This window comes from Acidisoma sp., assembly GCF_965199065.1.
Taxonomy (GTDB): domain Bacteria; phylum Pseudomonadota; class Alphaproteobacteria; order Acetobacterales; family Acetobacteraceae; genus Acidisoma.
The window spans coordinates 1247898-1262703 of the sequence record NZ_CBDAQN010000001.1; the positions used below are offsets into that span (position 1 = coordinate 1247898).

11 protein-coding genes and 2 pseudogenes are annotated in these 14806 nt (G+C 67.0%); 10 read left to right on the forward strand and 3 right to left on the reverse strand.

What is annotated here, in order from left to right; all coding sequences use genetic code 11:
* The first annotated feature begins 10 nt into the window (after positions 1–10).
* Positions 11–1708, forward strand: a complete 1698-nt coding sequence (gene aroB, locus ACOEQ1_RS05845) for a 3-dehydroquinate synthase (RefSeq protein WP_419758261.1) — start codon at positions 11–13, stop codon at positions 1706–1708.
* On the opposite strand, the gene ACOEQ1_RS05850 is transcribed toward aroB, so the two are convergent.
* Both ACOEQ1_RS05850 and ACOEQ1_RS05855 read right to left on the reverse strand, forming a co-directional pair.
* A complete protein-coding gene (locus ACOEQ1_RS05850; RefSeq protein ID WP_419758262.1) occupies positions 1668–2657 on the reverse strand; it encodes a tetratricopeptide repeat protein in 990 nt (329 codons plus the stop codon). The two genes, aroB and ACOEQ1_RS05850, sit on opposite strands and share 41 nt — an antisense overlap.
* Positions 2648–3142 (reverse strand): OmpA family protein, encoded by a 495-nt coding sequence (locus tag ACOEQ1_RS05855; protein WP_419758263.1) that lies wholly within the window; start codon positions 3140–3142, stop codon positions 2648–2650. The genes ACOEQ1_RS05850 and ACOEQ1_RS05855 overlap by 10 nt, the downstream gene beginning before the upstream one ends.
* 1244 nt (positions 3143–4386) lie before the next feature.
* Here ACOEQ1_RS05855 and ACOEQ1_RS05860 point away from each other — a divergent pair.
* The 5 genes from ACOEQ1_RS05860 (at position 4387) to ACOEQ1_RS05880 (ending at position 9236) form a co-directional block, all read left to right on the forward strand.
* Entirely contained in the window at positions 4387–5373 is a 987-nt protein-coding gene (locus ACOEQ1_RS05860; RefSeq protein WP_419758264.1) for an ABC transporter ATP-binding protein, read from the forward strand.
* A gap of 72 nt (positions 5374–5445) precedes the next feature.
* On the forward strand, positions 5446–6726 hold the full coding sequence (locus ACOEQ1_RS05865; RefSeq protein ID WP_419758265.1) for an ABC transporter substrate-binding protein: 1281 nt from the start codon (positions 5446–5448) through the stop codon (positions 6724–6726).
* A gap of 23 nt (positions 6727–6749) precedes the next feature.
* Positions 6750–7661 (forward strand): ABC transporter permease, encoded by a 912-nt coding sequence (locus ACOEQ1_RS05870; protein ID WP_419758266.1) that lies wholly within the window; start codon positions 6750–6752, stop codon positions 7659–7661.
* A gap of 4 nt (positions 7662–7665) precedes the next feature.
* Complete coding sequence (locus ACOEQ1_RS05875; protein ID WP_419758267.1) at positions 7666–8487, forward strand: ABC transporter permease; 822 nt, start codon at positions 7666–7668, stop codon at positions 8485–8487.
* 20 nt (positions 8488–8507) lie between these two features.
* Complete coding sequence (locus ACOEQ1_RS05880; RefSeq protein ID WP_419758268.1) at positions 8508–9236, forward strand: aspartate/glutamate racemase family protein; 729 nt, start codon at positions 8508–8510, stop codon at positions 9234–9236.
* Positions 9237–9240: 4 nt separating this feature from the next.
* Here ACOEQ1_RS05880 and ACOEQ1_RS05885 read toward each other — a convergent pair whose 3' ends face one another.
* Positions 9241–9819: a tyrosine phosphatase family protein gene (locus tag ACOEQ1_RS05885; protein ID WP_419758269.1), complete on the reverse strand. Its 579-nt coding sequence runs from the start codon at positions 9817–9819 to the stop codon at positions 9241–9243.
* A gap of 126 nt (positions 9820–9945) precedes the next feature.
* Here ACOEQ1_RS05885 and ACOEQ1_RS05890 point away from each other — a divergent pair, with 126 nt between their 5' ends.
* From ACOEQ1_RS05890 to ACOEQ1_RS05905, 4 genes and pseudogenes are all read left to right on the forward strand, one after another.
* Positions 9946–10638, forward strand: a complete 693-nt coding sequence (locus ACOEQ1_RS05890) for a trypsin-like serine peptidase (RefSeq protein WP_419758270.1) — start codon at positions 9946–9948, stop codon at positions 10636–10638.
* A gap of 98 nt (positions 10639–10736) precedes the next feature.
* Positions 10737–11989 (forward strand): annotated as a pseudogene (locus tag ACOEQ1_RS05895) (sarcosine oxidase subunit beta family protein).
* A gap of 12 nt (positions 11990–12001) precedes the next feature.
* A complete protein-coding gene (locus ACOEQ1_RS05900; protein ID WP_419758271.1) occupies positions 12002–12280 on the forward strand; it encodes a sarcosine oxidase subunit delta in 279 nt (92 codons plus the stop codon).
* Position 12281: 1 nt separating this feature from the next.
* Positions 12282–14756: pseudogene (locus ACOEQ1_RS05905) on the forward strand (sarcosine oxidase subunit alpha family protein); the annotation flags it as partial.
* Positions 14757–14806: the final 50 nt, after the last annotated feature.

A 14806-nucleotide genomic window follows, 5' to 3' on the forward strand; every position in this document is an offset into this window, starting at 1 on the left:
CTGGGATGTGATGACGCGCAATAGCTCGCAGGAGAGTTCGGGCTTCGACCCGCCCCCCGACCTGCCATCCAACCATGGTGGCCGCAGCATCGTGCTCGTCGGGCTGATGGGTGCCGGCAAAACCGCCGTTGGGCGCCGGCTGGCCCAGGCGCTCGGCCTCCCGTTCGTCGATACCGACCATGAGGTCGAGGCCGCGGCAGGCTATAGTGTCAGCGAAATCTTTCAGCGCTTCGGCGAGCCTGCTTTCCGGGACGTGGAACGCCGTGTCATCCGCCGGCTCTTGGACGGCCCTCGGATCGTGCTCGCGACCGGCGGCGGCGCCTTCATGGACCGCGAAACGCGGGCCGTGATCCGCAGCACGGGGCTGTCGATCTGGATCAGGGCGCCGTTGCCCCTGCTGCTGAAGCGCGTCGCCGGCCGCACCCATCGCCCGCTGCTGATGAGCGGCGACCCCGTCCAGATCCTGCAGGGGCTGATCGACCTGCGCCACCCCTTCTATGCCGAGGCCGATATCGTGATCGATTCGAGAGACGAACCCGTGGACAGCATGGCCAGGCGCCTGACCGAGGCCGTGCTGGCGCATGAACCGCCGCTTCGCGTGCCCGTCGAGCTGACGGGCGGTGGCTACGACGTGGTCATCGGAAGCGGGCTGCTGGCGCGCGCCGGAGGTCTGCTCGCCCCTGTGCTGCCGCAGCGCCGCGCCATCATCGTGACCGACCGGATCGTCGCCGGCCTGCATCTCGCGACCCTGAAGGGCGGGCTGGAGACAGCCGGCTTCACCACCGGAACCGTGGAGATCGAGCCCGGCGAGGCGTCCAAATCCGTCGAGGGCTGGACCGAACTCGTCGACCACCTGCTCGGTCGCGGCGTGGAGCGACGGACGGCGATCGTGGCGCTCGGCGGGGGCGTCGTCGGCGACCTCGCAGGGTTCGCGGCGGCAGCCACCTTGCGCGGCCTTCCCTTCGTCCAGGTGCCGACGACGCTGCTTGCCCAGGTCGACAGCAGCGTCGGCGGCAAGACCGGCATCAACACGCGCCATGGCAAGAACCTGATCGGGGCCTTCCATCAGCCGCGCATCGTGCTCGCCGATACCGATGTGCTGGCAACCCTGCCGCCCCGCGAACTCCGTGCGGGCTACGCCGAGATCGTCAAGGCCGGCCTCATCGGCGACGCCGCGTTCTACGAGTGGTGCGAGGCCCATGGCGCCGGCGTCGTCGGGGGCAATCGCGCAGATCAGGCCGAGGCCATCCGCCGCGCCTGCGCCTTCAAGGCGAGCGTCGTCGGCGATGACGAGCGCGAGGAACGCGCGAATGACGGCCGCGCTCTGCTCAATCTCGGCCACACCTTCGCCCACGCGCTGGAAGCCGAGGTCGGCTACGGCGGGGAGCTGTTGCATGGCGAGGCGGTCGCAATCGGGCTCGGCCTCGCCTTCGGCTTGTCGGCACGCCTCGGCCACTGCGCGCCCGAGGATGGCGTTCGCGTGCGCGCGCATCTGGAAGCGGTCGGGTTGCCGGCGGACCTGCGGATGCTGAACCGTGTGTTCTCGGCCGAGCGGCTGATCGCGCATATGAGGAGGGACAAGAAGATGCGCGACGGGACGCTGCATTTCGTTCTTGTGCGGGGGATCGGCCAGGCCTTCACCACGGGCGATGTACCGCCCGAGGCTGTCACCGAGGTGTTGCGCGAGGCAGGGTGCCGGGAGCCGTAACCGCCACGCCGAAGTGCGTCCAGGCGCTGGGCGCGTAGCCCGAGCCGTCTGCCGCCACGGCATAGACGCGCCAGGCGAAATCCTCGTCGCCGGGCAACGTCACTGCGGTGGCGCTCGTCGTGCTGTAGCGAGACAGCACCTCGTTGAACTGGCCGTGCGCGCCAGCCTGTAATTCGACGAAGTAGGTTACGGGGAACGGTTCCGCTGGCGCCGTCCAGACAAGTTGGGTGACCGAATGAGCGGCGGACACAGGCACCGCCGTGCCACCAGCCGGCCAGACCGGCTTCGGCGCCACCAGCGGACCTGCCACCTCTGACCGCTGGTGCGCCGCCAGTTGCGCGGCCTTTGCCGCAGCCTCGGGGATTGCACCGGCCGCCATGCTATACCAGGCGACAGCCGCGGCAATATTATGCGGCACCCCCTCGCCCGTCTCATACAGCTGGCCGAGGTTGAACGCGGCTTCGCGCTGGCCGAGGGACGCCGCCCTGGCATACCAGATGGCCGCTTCGGCCCGATCCCGCCGGACGCCGCGCCCGCTGTCGTACATGACCCCCACATTGAGGGCACCCGCGCCGATACCGGCCTCCGCCGCCCGCCGATACCAACGGAAGGCCGTGGACGCATTGGGCGACACGCCGTCTCCGAGATCGTAGAGCAGCCCGAGGTCGAACGCCGCATTGGCGTTTCCGGCGCGGGCGGCCGCAGACCAAACCTGCCGTGCCTCGCCATAACGCCCCGCGTCGAACGCTGCGTTGCCGTCAGCAAGCTCGTCCGCATGGGAGGCGGGAGCCACGAAGGGGCAGGACCACACGAGAAGCCCCGCCGCGAGCGTCTGCCGGGCCCTCCCGCTCAGCACCGGAAGTGTCAGCGCCCAATGTGCCAAAGGCCGGCGTGTCAGCGCCCGCCGTGTCAGCGCCCGCCGTGTCAGCGCCCGCCGTGTCAGCGCCAAGTGATCTCCACCTTGCGGTAAGCTTGATCGGGGCCTGAAGGCTCCTTCCCGCTCAGAGAAGCCGTGGTGCCGGCTGCCAGGATCTGGAAGTGGTTCGGGGGCAAGCCGCGGGCGATCAGCCCCTGGAACACGATATCCGCCCTTTTTTGCGACAGCAGCAGATTGGGGCCGGCCGAGCCGGTGGCGTCCGCCATGCCGGTGATGATCATGACGATGGGCTTGCCGTCATTGAAGATGCGCGAGGCCTCGTCGAGGGTCGCCTGCTCCTTCGGTGCGAGCGTGGAACTTCCGGAGGCGAAGTAGACCGACAGGCTCGTGGGCGCCTCGGCGGAGGTGGGCGTCGTGGAGGAGGCCGGGCTGGTCGTCGTATGAGCATCCGGCGTCTCGGGCTTGGGCGCCGCCGGGTTCGGCGTCTGCGCCATAGCGACTGTGCTGGCCGCGATCATCGCGGTGCCGACTGCGAGAACGATCTTATGAGCCTTCATTGCTTAGATCCTTTGCAACCTTGAGAGGTAGCCGGATTTCGACGGTTCCCGGCCGGGGAAGCACGCTCGCGTGAACGAGCGCCACCGGCTCGGGCCGCTTCGTAATGCGCGAGAGGCCGGCTGCAACCCGAAGAGCGCCGACCGCGTCTTGCGGGAAGAAGTACACGACGGCCTCGTCAGGGACTGATCCTGCAGACGCTGTCGCGCTCGCGATATCGGACATCTGTCGGCGCAGCTGGCTGGCAAATGCCTCCATCCGCAGGCCCTCCATGGGGCTCGACGGCGCGTAGACGATTCGCAGATGCATAGGCGTGCCATCGGGAAGCGTCTGCGGTGCGGACGGTACACCAGGAAGCGCCACAGCCAAGGCAGGCACGAGATGGTGGGGTTCGACTGGCGGCGGGAGGTCGACCGTTCTCACTGGGTTGTTGGCCACAGACGGGGTCGTCCGGTGCGGGCGCTCCGGAAGGCTGGATGGGGCCGGCCCGCTGATGGCGACTGCCTTTGGCGCCGGCGCCGGTGGATGCGCGATGGCCGGGACACGAAGTCCGGACGCCCACGCCTCTGCACGGCGGATCATCCGGCCCGCTTGCAGGCTTGAAGGACCCAAAGCTCCCGCAATGCCGCCCACGAGCAACCCAACGACCAGAAGCACGCCAAGGCCGATCAGCACAGGCCTACTGTACGAAATTCTGGCTGGCTCGGGCGGCTGAATGTCAGGCGGGGGCAGCGTGCGATTTTGACCCGTGCTCTCCCGCTGCAGGAACTCGCTCAGCCACTCGGTAGTCGCGGACTGATGATCCGGCCGGCCACCTTCAGCTTCGGACAGTTGGCGGTTCGGAAGCGGGCTCTCGGCGGACGACAATCCATCCATTACGTGGTTCGAACTCCGTCTTCAGCCGGCGAACGGCTTGTAATCGGCTAATCGCGCCGCTCACGCCGGGCAGTCGCGGTATCAGAGCAAACTGAATAATCGAGCCGCGCTCCTGTTTCTTCCAGTCGCCTTTTCGGGGAGGCCGCACCTTTCTCATACCCCTTTGGTGCAAAGACGCTTACGGCTGCACAACGCTTAGAAAGTGTACACAGTTGGCCGGCATCCATGCATCGGGTAGGTGTGAAACACGATCCCGAAGCTAAAGCGTTGATGATATTGTCCAATAGCTATGGCACAGGCTTTGCTTGGCATCTTGAGTGATCGTTTCGTTCGCGAGGCGACACGACCCCATGCCAGGAAGCGACCCATCGTGCAGCCCGCTCTGGACGTCGAGTTGATCGCCGTCACAAAACGCTATGGATCGACCGCCGCGGTCGAAGACATCTCCCTGCGCATCCCGCGCGGCACCTATTGCTGCCTGCTCGGCCCCTCGGGCTGCGGCAAGACCAGCACGCTGCGCATGATCGCCGGGCACGAAAGCATCAGCGAAGGCGAGATCATCATCAACGGCGTGAGCGTCGCCCGCCTGCCGCCGGTCAAGCGCGGCACCGCGATGATGTTCCAGAGCTACGCGCTGTTCCCGCATTTGAATTGCATCGACAACGTGGCGTTCGGGCTCAAGATGCGCGGCGTCGGCAAGAACGAGCGCCGAGAACAGGCCGCGCGCCTGCTCTCCATGGTGCAGATGGACAAGTACGCCCAGCGCCTGCCGGCACAGCTTTCCGGCGGGCAGCAGCAGCGTGTCGCCCTCGCCCGGGCGCTGATCACGCGGCCCAAGGTTCTGCTGCTCGACGAGCCGCTTTCGGCGCTCGACCCGTTCCTGCGTGGCACGATGCGGGAGGAGTTGAAGCGCCTGCAACGCGAACTCGGCATCAGCTTCATCCATGTCACGCATAGCCAGGAGGAGGCGTTGGCGCTGGCCGATCTCGTCGTCGTGATGGATCACGGCCACATCGTGCAGTCCGGCTCGCCGCGCGAAATCTTCGACACGCCCGCCACCGCCTTCATCGCGCGCTTCATGGGGGGACACAACGTCATCACCAATGGCCATGGCGCCTTTGCCGTGCGCGCCGACCGCTGCCGCTTCGCGCCGCCCACCGCCAACGAGGGCCTGCCGGGGTCGGTCTGCTCCATCGAATATCTGGGCGCCGTCGTGAAGGTCGGCATCGCGACCGAAGGCGGCGGCGAGATCGTGGCGCTACTGCCGGACGACCAGTTCTTCGCAGCCCCCCTGGCAATGGGCGAAACCGCCCGCCTCGTCTGGGCGCCGCAGGATGCCCATCCCGTGAGTTTCTAGACCTGTGGGCGGCCGCTCCACCAAAGCCCGCGCGCAAGCAAGCCTGAACATCAAGACATAGGGAAACTTATAATGACCAAGAAGATGATGAACCGCCGCGGGCTTCTGAAGGGCACGGCCGCTCTCGCCGGCGTCGCCGCCGGATCGGGCGCCATCACCGGCTTTCCAACGATCTGGGCGCAGAACATCAAGAACGTAACGCTGCGCCAGTTCGGCACCGGCGTGTCGAACCTCAATGACATCGCAACGAAGTGCAAGGCCGACACCGGCATCACCATTTCGATGACGGCGATGGACACGGATGCCGCGGCGATCCGCGCCATCACCCAGCCGAACAGCTACGACGTGGCCGACATCGAATACTTCACGGTGAAGAAGGTCTTCCCGACCGGCCGCCTGCAGCCATTGGATATCAAGAAGATCAAATACTACGGCGAGATCGTGCCGCTGTTCAAGGACGGCAAGGTGACGCCGACCGCCTCCGTCGGCCAGGGCACCGCGCCTTGCCGCGTGAGCTATACCGAGGGCCCGGAGTCCAAGAAGTTCGCGGCCTCGCCCACCGAGTGGATGACGCTCATCCCGACGATCTACAACGCCGATACGCTCGGCATCCGCCCCGATCTGGTGGGCAAGCCGATCACCCATTGGAAGGAACTCGTCGACCCTGCCTTCAAGGGCAAGGCGGCGATCATCAACATCCCCGGCATCGGCATCATGGACGCCGCCATGACGATCGAGAGCCTGGGGATGATGAAATACGGCGACAAGGGCAACATGACGAAGCCCGAGATCGACAAGACGATCGCCTTCCTCATCGAGCAGAAGAAGGCGGGCCAGTTCCGCGCCTTCTGGAAAAGCTTCGAGGAGAGCGTCGATCTGATGGCCTCGGGCGAGGTCGTCATCCAGTCGATGTGGTCACCCGCGGTGACCGCCGTGCGGTCCAAGGGCATCGCCTGCACCTTCCAGCCGCTGGCCGAGGGCTATCGCGGCTGGGGCGGCGGGCTCGGCATCGCGCGCCACCTCACCGGGTTGGAGCGTGACGCGGCCTACGAATACATCAACTGGTATCTGTCGGGCTGGACCGGCGCCTACCTCAACCGCCAGGGCTACTACTCGGCGGTGCTGACAACGGCGCAGAAATACATGAGCGCGAACGAGTGGGGCTACTGGATGGAAGGCAAGGCCGCGACCGCGCCGATCGTCAGCCCGCAAGGCACGCAGATCGCCAAGGTGGGCGACAAGCGCGACGGCGGCTCGTACTACGACCGCATCGGGCACATCGCCTGCTGGAACTCGGTGATGGATAACGACCGCTACCTCATCCAGAAGTGGAACGAGTTCTCGGTGGCGTAGTCTAAGCAGGGAGCGAGCCGCGCGTGAGCACAACGATCGAGACCGCTGCTGCGAAACCCGCGATGCGCGTGAAGAAGGCCAGGGCCGGCGGGTCGTCCGCCGGTTCCTGGCTGCTCGCATTGCCGTTGACGTTGGTGCTCGGGGTGTTCCTCGTCATCCCGATCCTGATGCTCGTCGTCGTCAGCTTCCTCGATTACAACTCCGTGCAGATCCTGTGGAGCTTCGTGCTCGACAACTACGGCGAGGCGCTGTCCTCGGCCGTGACCTGGGAGACCTTCGCGGTCACCATCAAATACGCGGTCATCACCTGGGCGATCACGCTGTTCCTGGGCTTCTGGCTGTCCTATTTCCTCGCCTTCGAGGTGCGCGGCGCGGCATGGCAGATGGGATTATTCCTGGTCTGCTCGATACCGTTCCTGACCTCGAACATCATCCGCACGATCTCATGGATACCGGCGCTGGGGCGCAACGGCATCGTCAACAGCGTGCTGCTGCATTTCCACCTGATCCATCAACCGCTGACCTTCCTGCTGTACAGCCAGTTCGCCATCATCCTCGCCTTCGTGCATCTGAACACGCTGTTCATGGTGACGCCGATCTTCAACTCGATGATGCGGATCGACCGGACTTTGATCGAGGCGGCGCATGATAATGGCGCCGGCTTCTGGCAGACGATCTTCAACGTCATCCTGCCGCTGTCGAAGACGGGCATCGGCATCGGCACCATCTTCGTCATCACGCTGGTGATGGGCGACTTCGTGAGCGTCAGCATCATGGGCGGCGGCCAGAGCGCCTCCGTCGGCATCATGATCCAGAACGAGATGTCGCAGCTGCAATACCCGGCGGCGGCGGCGAACGCGGTGATCCTGCTGGCGATCGTGCTGGTGATGGTGTTCCTCATCCTGCGCGTCGTCGACATCCGCAAGGAACTCTGAGCCGATGAACCGGGACCGGCGCGGGCTTTCGTTCTACATCCTGGCGGCGCTGTTCGCGGCCTTCGTGCTGTTCCTGTACGGGCCGATCGCCACCATCGTCATCCTGTCCTTCCAGGGACCGAACGGCGGCCTGACCTTTCCAATGAACGGCTTTTCCTTCCATTGGTTCCATGCCCTGTTCCAGGCGCAGATGGTCGGCGACTTCGGCGCCTCCATCACGCGCTCGCTGATCCTCGCCCTGATGGTGATGGTGGCGAACGTGGTCATCTCCGTCGCGGCCGGGATGGCGTTCCGGCGGCGCTTCACCGGCTCGACGGTGCTGTTCTATCTCGTCATCGCCAGCCTCATCGTGCCGTCGATCCTGGTCAGCCTCGGCATCGGCCTGCTGTTCAGCCAGCTCGGCATCGACCCCGCCTGGTACAGCACGGCCTTCGGCGCGCAACTCACCTGGACCATGCCGTTCGGCCTGCTCATCATGTTCGCGGTCTTCAACCGCTTCAACAAAAGCTGGGAGGAAGCGGCGCGCGATCTGGGTGCGAGCCCCTGGCGCAGCTTCCGCGAGGTCGTGCTGCCCATCATCCTGCCCGGCGTCATCGGCATCGCGCTGTTCGGCTTCTCGCTCTCGTATGACGAATATCCCCGCACCATGATGACGGCGGGCGACAGCAACACCCTGCCGCTCGAGATTTTCGCGATGACGGCGAATGTGACGACGCCCGTGATCTACGCGCTCGGCACGCTGACGACGGCCTTCTCCGCAGTTGTGATCCTGGTGGCGATGACAACCATGGCGGTGATCCGCCGCCGACGCTTGGCCAAGCTGTAACCGAGCCTAACTAAGCGGTCATGAAGCTACTCGTCATAAATCCCAATACCACCGCTTCCATGACCGCCAAGATCGGCGCCGCGGCCCGGTCCGTGGCCAGCCCTGGCACGCAGATCGAGGCTGTGAACCCGGCAATGGGTCCGGTGAGCATCGAAGGCTTCTACGACGAGGCGCTCTGTCTCCCCGGCCTTCTGACCGAGGTGGCGGCGGGTGAGCGACGCGGCGCCGACGCGATCGTCGTCGCCTGCTTCGACGACCCGGGCATCGACGCCGCGCGCTCGATCGCCTCGGTGCCCGTCCTCGGCATCTGCGAGGCGGCGATGCGGATGGCCTCGATGCTGGGGCACCGCTTCACCATCGTGACGACGCAGGCGATCTCCCTGCCCGCGATGGAGGGGCTCATCCGGCGCCACGGGATGGAGGCATGCGGACGCGCGCGCGCCGCGGGCGTGCCGGTGCTGGCGCTCGAGGACCCGCTGAGCGGCGCGGTCGCAAAGGTCCGAACCGAAATCCACCGGGCCGTGACCGAGGACCGGGCCGAGTGCATCCTGCTCGGCTGCGCCGGAATGGCGGACTTAGCGCGCGACCTCACGGAGGAGATGGGGCTGCCGGTCATCGACGGCGTGGCGGCGGCGGTCAAGCTTGCGGAGGCGGTGGTCGGGCTCGGGCTACGCACGTCCAAGGTTGGCGGCTACGCGCGTCCGGCGGCGAAGTCCTATACGGGCATATTGACGGCGTTCGCGCCCTGAGCAGCTAGCCAAGGGCGAGAGCAGCGCGGATTTCACGGCCGCGGCCACCCGCGTCCATCATCTCTGCCAGTTGCGGCCGGCGCTCGATCTGCAGCCGGTAGAGCCTGTAGGCGGCGCTCACCAATGTGCCGTCGCGGCCCAGCATCGCGTCGCCCAGTTCGAGAATGCGGAGATTGGGCCAGGCCTTCTCGCGAATGCCGTGAACCATGGCGAGGATCGTCTCGGCGGGCTCGCCGGGCAGCGCCTGGGCGAGGATCAGCACCATCGAGGCGGTGGAGCGGGAAATTCCCGCATGGCAATGGACGATGAGGTTGGCCTGCGGATCAGCCGCAAGGCTGCGGCCGAAGGCGAGAGTCGCCTCGACGTGCTCAGGCCCGGGCAGGATCATGCCGGGCGTCGGGTCGATGATGTCGTTGAAGCGCAGTTCGAGGCGGTCATGCTCGCCATACTCCCCGAAGGCTTCGGGGACCGGATGATCCGGGTCGAGGATGGAGAGGACATGCGTGGCGCCGAGTGCTCCGTGCCCCTCCAACTCGTCGATGCCGCAGATGGTAATGCCGAAGGGCGGCGTGTCGGTGCTCATGGTGCCTCTGTCCAAGCCTTGGCCCCTAATGTGGGGCGCACCGGTTGGCGCGCCAGTGCCAGGCTCCCCTGAGGTCGCAGCCGATGGATTATGGTATCGTGGCGCTCCCCGGTCAGATCGGATCGCATGCGCCTCCTTGCCATGGTCACCGCCGCGCTCGTCCTCCTGATCGTGCCGGCAGCGGCGAGAGCCGGATCACCGAGTTCGCCCGTGGATATGGCGACACCGCCATGGACGGCGCTCGGGCGCGTTCAGACTGAACTCGGCACCCGCTGCACCGGCTTCCTCATCAGCCCCCGCGTCGTGATGACGGCCGCGCACTGTCTGTTCCGCCATGTCACCGGACGATACGTGCAGCCGAGCTCCGTCCACTTCCTGTGGCGCTACGACATGGGCGCCTATGCCGACCACGCCCGCGTCGTCGCGTTTGCCATCGCACCGGGCTACGACCCGCTCCACGAATTGCACACGCTCGGCCTCGACCGCGCCTTTCTGACGCTCGACCACACAGTCGGCGACCTTGGCGATGACGTGCGTTTTGCTCCTGCCACCCCGAGGATCGGCGCGCCGCTGCTGCTTGGCGGCTACAACCGCGACCATGACGAGGTGCTGGAGGCGGATAGCTGCCGGTTGCGTGGCTTCGCCGTGGATCATGGCGGACACCGGTTGCTCGTCCATGACTGCTATGGCGAACCTGGCACCAGCGGCGCGGCGCTGTTCTCCCGGGCGCCGAGCGGCGACTGGGACGTCGTTGGGCTGGAAGTGGCCGTGACCGGACCTTCCGGCCGCATCGGCCTCGCCGAGCCGCTTGCGAACTAGACCCGTCGCCTCTGTTCAAATTCGCCGCCCCCTGCGTTCTGTCTATATAAGGGGTTTTCGCGCACCACTCGTCGAACTCGCACAGCCACGGACGGTCCATGGAACGCTTCTCCGGCCTCGCTTTGCTTCGTCACGCCTTTGGCGGCCACCAGGGCTGGAAACCCTTCTGGCGCGAGCCCGAACCCAAGCCCGCCTACGATGCGTCATCGTCGGCGGCGGCGGGCATGGCATGGGCGCCGCCTACTACCTCGCGAAGGAGCACGGGCTGCGGAACATCGCGGTGCTCGAAAAGGGCTGGCTCGGCGGCGGCAATACCGGCCGCAACACCACCATCATCCGCTCCAACTACCTCTTCCCGGAGAGCGCCGCGCTCTACAACCACTCGGTCAAGCTCTGGGAAACGCTGTCGGAGACGCTGAACTACAACACCATGTTCTCGCAGCGCGGCGTGCTCATGCTCGCCCATACGGTGCATGACGTGCAGACCTTCAAGCGCCACGTCCACGCCAACCGTGCGGCAGGCGTCGACAACGAGTGGCTCAGTGCCGCCGAGTGCAAGGCCTTCTGCCCGCCGCTGAACATTTCCGCCAATATCCGCTACCCGGTCCTCGGCGGGGCGCTGCAACGGCGCGGCGGCACGGCGCGGCACGACGCCGTCGTCTGGGGCTACGCGCGGGCGGCCGATGCGATGGGCGTCGACATCATCCAGAACTGCGCCGTGACGGGCATCCGGCGTGATGCCGCCGGCGCCGTGGAGGGCGTGGAAACCGAGCGCGGCTTCATCCGCGCGCCAAAGGTCGGCGTGTCGGCGGCAGGCAATACGAGCGTGGTGATGGGCATGGCGGGGCTGCGCATGCCGCTGGAAAGCTTCCCGCTGCAGGCCCTGGTGTCGGAACCGGTCAAGCCGGACTTCCCCTGCGTCGTCATGTCCAACACCATCCACGCCTACATCAGCCAGTCCGACAAGGGCGAGATGGTCATCGGCGCCGGAACCGACGCCTATACGAGCTACACCCAACGCGGCGCGCTCCATGTGACGAGCCATACGCTCGACGCCATCTGCGAGCTGGTGCCGATGTACCGGCGGCTGCGGATGCTGCGGAACTGGGGCGGCATCGTCGACACGACGCCCGACCGCTCGCCCATCATCGCCAAGACGCCGGTGCAGGGCCTCTACGTGAATTGCGGCTGGGGCACCGGCGGCTTCAAAGCGACGCCGGGCTCGGCGCATCTGTTCGCCCATACCATCGCCCGCGACGAGCCGCACCCGATCAACGCGCCCTTCAGCCTCGAACGCTTCACCACCGGACGCTTCATCGACGAGGCCGCCGCCGCGGCCGTCGCGCATTAGGCAGTCAGAGACATGCTCCTCATCCCCTGCCCCTTCTGCGGCCCGCGACCCGAACTCGAGTTCCGCTACGGCGGGCAGGCGCATATCGCACGACCGGAGAACCCGGCGGCGCTGACCGACGAAGCCTGGGCCGAGTTCCTGTATCTCCGCGACAACACGAAGGGGGTGCACGCTGAGCGCTGGCGGCACATCCACGGCTGCGCGCGCTTCTTCAACATGCTGCGCGACACGACGACGGACCGGATCGTGACCACCTATAAGTCAGGCGAACCGCGACCAGAGGCTGTATGAAATGCCGGATTCCCTGACCACGACTCTCGAGCCGCCCGTCGCTACCGCCACGAACCGCGAGCCGTTCCGGACCGCGACCGGCGGCCGCATCGACCGCAGCCGCGCCCTTACCTTCCGCTTCGATGGCCGGAGCTACACCGGGGTGCAGGGCGATACGCTCGCCTCGGCGCTGCTGGCGAACGGCGTCCACCTCGTCGGGAGGTCGTTCAAGTATCACCGGCCTCGCGGCATCATGACGGCGGGCTCGGACGAGCCGAACGCGCTGGTGACGGTGCGGCGGGATGCGGCGCGGACGACACCGAACCTGCGCGCCACCCAGGTGGAGCTGTACGAGGGGCTGGACGCGATCAGCCAGAACCGCTTTCCGTCGCTCGGCTTCGATGTCGGCGGTATCAACGACCGCTTCTCGGCGCTGCTCCCCGCCGGCTTCTACTACAAGACCTTCATGTGGCCGCGCGGCTTCTGGGACCGCGTCTACGAGCCAGTGATCCGGCGCGCGGCAGGCCTCGGGCGAGTGCCGACCGCGCCCGACCCCGACCGCTACCTGCAACGCCATGCCCATTGCGACGTGCTTGTCGTCGGCGCGGGGCCGGCGGGACTGGCTGCCGCCCTCGCCGCCGCCGAAGCGAACTGCCGCGTCATCCTCTGCGACGAACAGGCCGAGATGGGCGGCTCGCTGCTGGCCGATACCGCGTCCACCATCGCGGGACGCCCTGCCCGCATCTGGGTCTCCGAGGCGCTGGCCGAACTCGCCACCCACGAGCGGGTGACGCTGCTGCCGCGCACGACCGCGTTCGGCTACTTCCCGCACAACCATATCGGGCTCGTCGAGCGGGTGACGGACCATCAGGCGGCGCCCGACACGGACCTCCCAAGGGAGCGGCTGTGGCAGGTGCGGGCACGCGAGGTGGTGCTCGCGGCGGGGGCGATGGAGCGGCCGCTGACCTTCCCCGAGAACGACCGCCCAGGGATCATGCTGGCGGACGCCGCCCATACCTACATCACGCGGTATGGCGTGAAGCCGGGCAGCCGCGCCGTGATCGTCGCCGCCAACGATAGCGGCTACCGCAGCGCGCTGGCCCTCGCCGAGGAAGGGGTCGAGATCGCGGCCATCGCCGATGTCCGGCGGCAGCCGAGCGGCCCCTGGTTCGCGGCGGCGCGTAAAGCCGGGCTGCCGGTACACACTGGCATGACCGTCGCCGGCACCTCCGGCAGGTTGCGCGTCGATGGCGTGTCGCTCGCGGCGGTGGACGCCGGGGGCGTGGTCGGCAGCACGGAGGATCACGCCTGCGACCTGCTGCTGATGGCGGGCGGCTGGACGCCGACGGTGCACCTGTTCTCGCAGTCGCTCGGCAAACTGCGCTTCGACGAGGCTTTGCAGGCCTACGTGCCGGACGTCGCCGCCCAACATATCCGCGTAGCGGGTGGATCGAACGGGGAGTATGGGCTGGCGGAGGCGCTGGCCGGCGGCCATCGCGCCGGTGCGGAAGCGGCCGGGGCCACGGAGGCGCCCTCCCGCGTTTACGTCACGGTCTCGCCGGAAGCCGACGTGTCGAGCGTGCTGGGCACGCTACCCTATGCGCGGGACCCGTCACGCGTGCGGGCCTTCGTCGATTTCCAGAACGACAGCACGGCGAAGGACCTCAAGCTCGCGGTGAGCGAAGGCTTCCGCTCGGTCGAGCACGCAAAGCGCTACACGACGACGGGCATGGCGACCGACCAGGGCAAGACGAGCAACATGCCGATGCTCGGCGTGCTGTCGCAGGCGCAGGGGAAGTCCATCCCCGAGGTCGGCTTCACCACCTTCCGGCCGCCGTTCACGCCAACGACCTTCGGCATCTTCGCGGGTGCCGCGCGCGGCGAGTTGTTCGACCCCGCCCGGCGCACGCCGATCCATCCCTGGGCCGAGGCGCACGGCGCGGTGTTCGAGGATGTCAGCCTGTGGAAACGCGCCCGCTACTTCCCGCATGGTGGCGAGGACATGCACGCCGCCGTCGCCCGGGAATGCCTCGCCGTGCGGAACGCGGTGGGGATTTTCGACGCGAGCACGCTCGGCAAGATCGAGGTCGTCGGACCCGATGCGGCCGAGTTCATGAACCGCATGTACATCAACCCGTGGACCAAGCTCGGCGTCGGGCGCTGCCGCTACGGCGTGATGCTGCGCGAGGACGGGTTCGTGCTGGATGACGGCGTGGTGGGACGCCTCGCGCCCGACCGCTTCCATGTCACGACAACCACCGGCGGCGCGGCCTCGGTACTGAACATGATGGAGGACTACCTCCAGACGGAATGGTCCGACCTGCAGGTCTGGCTGACCTCGGTGACAGAGCAATGGGCGGTCATCGCCGTGCAGGGGCCGCGCGCGCGCGAGGTGCTGGCGCCGCTGGTGGAGGGGATCGATCTGTCACCGACGGCGCTGCCTCATATGGCGCTGGCCGAGGGCCGCATCTGCGGCGTGAGGACGCGGCTGTTCCGGGTGAGCTTCACGGGCGAACTCGGTTTCGAGGTCAACGTGCCGGCGGGTGA

Excerpts from the sequence above, each read along its gene's own strand:
- ACOEQ1_RS05900 (WP_419758271.1), top strand. The coding sequence starts at position 12,002 with ATGCTCCTCATCCCCTGCCCCTTCTGCGGCCCGCGACCCGAACTCGAG.
- ACOEQ1_RS05855 (WP_419758263.1), bottom strand. The coding sequence starts at position 3,142 with ATGAAGGCTCATAAGATCGTTCTCGCAGTCGGCACCGCGATGATCGCG.
- ACOEQ1_RS05875 (WP_419758267.1), top strand. The coding sequence starts at position 7,666 with ATGAACCGGGACCGGCGCGGGCTTTCGTTCTACATCCTGGCGGCGCTG.
- ACOEQ1_RS05880 (WP_419758268.1), top strand. The coding sequence starts at position 8,508 with ATGAAGCTACTCGTCATAAATCCCAATACCACCGCTTCCATGACCGCC.
- aroB (WP_419758261.1), top strand. The coding sequence starts at position 11 with ATGACGCGCAATAGCTCGCAGGAGAGTTCGGGCTTCGACCCGCCCCCC.
- ACOEQ1_RS05865 (WP_419758265.1), top strand. The coding sequence starts at position 5,446 with ATGACCAAGAAGATGATGAACCGCCGCGGGCTTCTGAAGGGCACGGCC.
- ACOEQ1_RS05890 (WP_419758270.1), top strand. The coding sequence starts at position 9,946 with ATGCGCCTCCTTGCCATGGTCACCGCCGCGCTCGTCCTCCTGATCGTG.
- ACOEQ1_RS05885 (WP_419758269.1), bottom strand. The coding sequence starts at position 9,819 with ATGAGCACCGACACGCCGCCCTTCGGCATTACCATCTGCGGCATCGAC.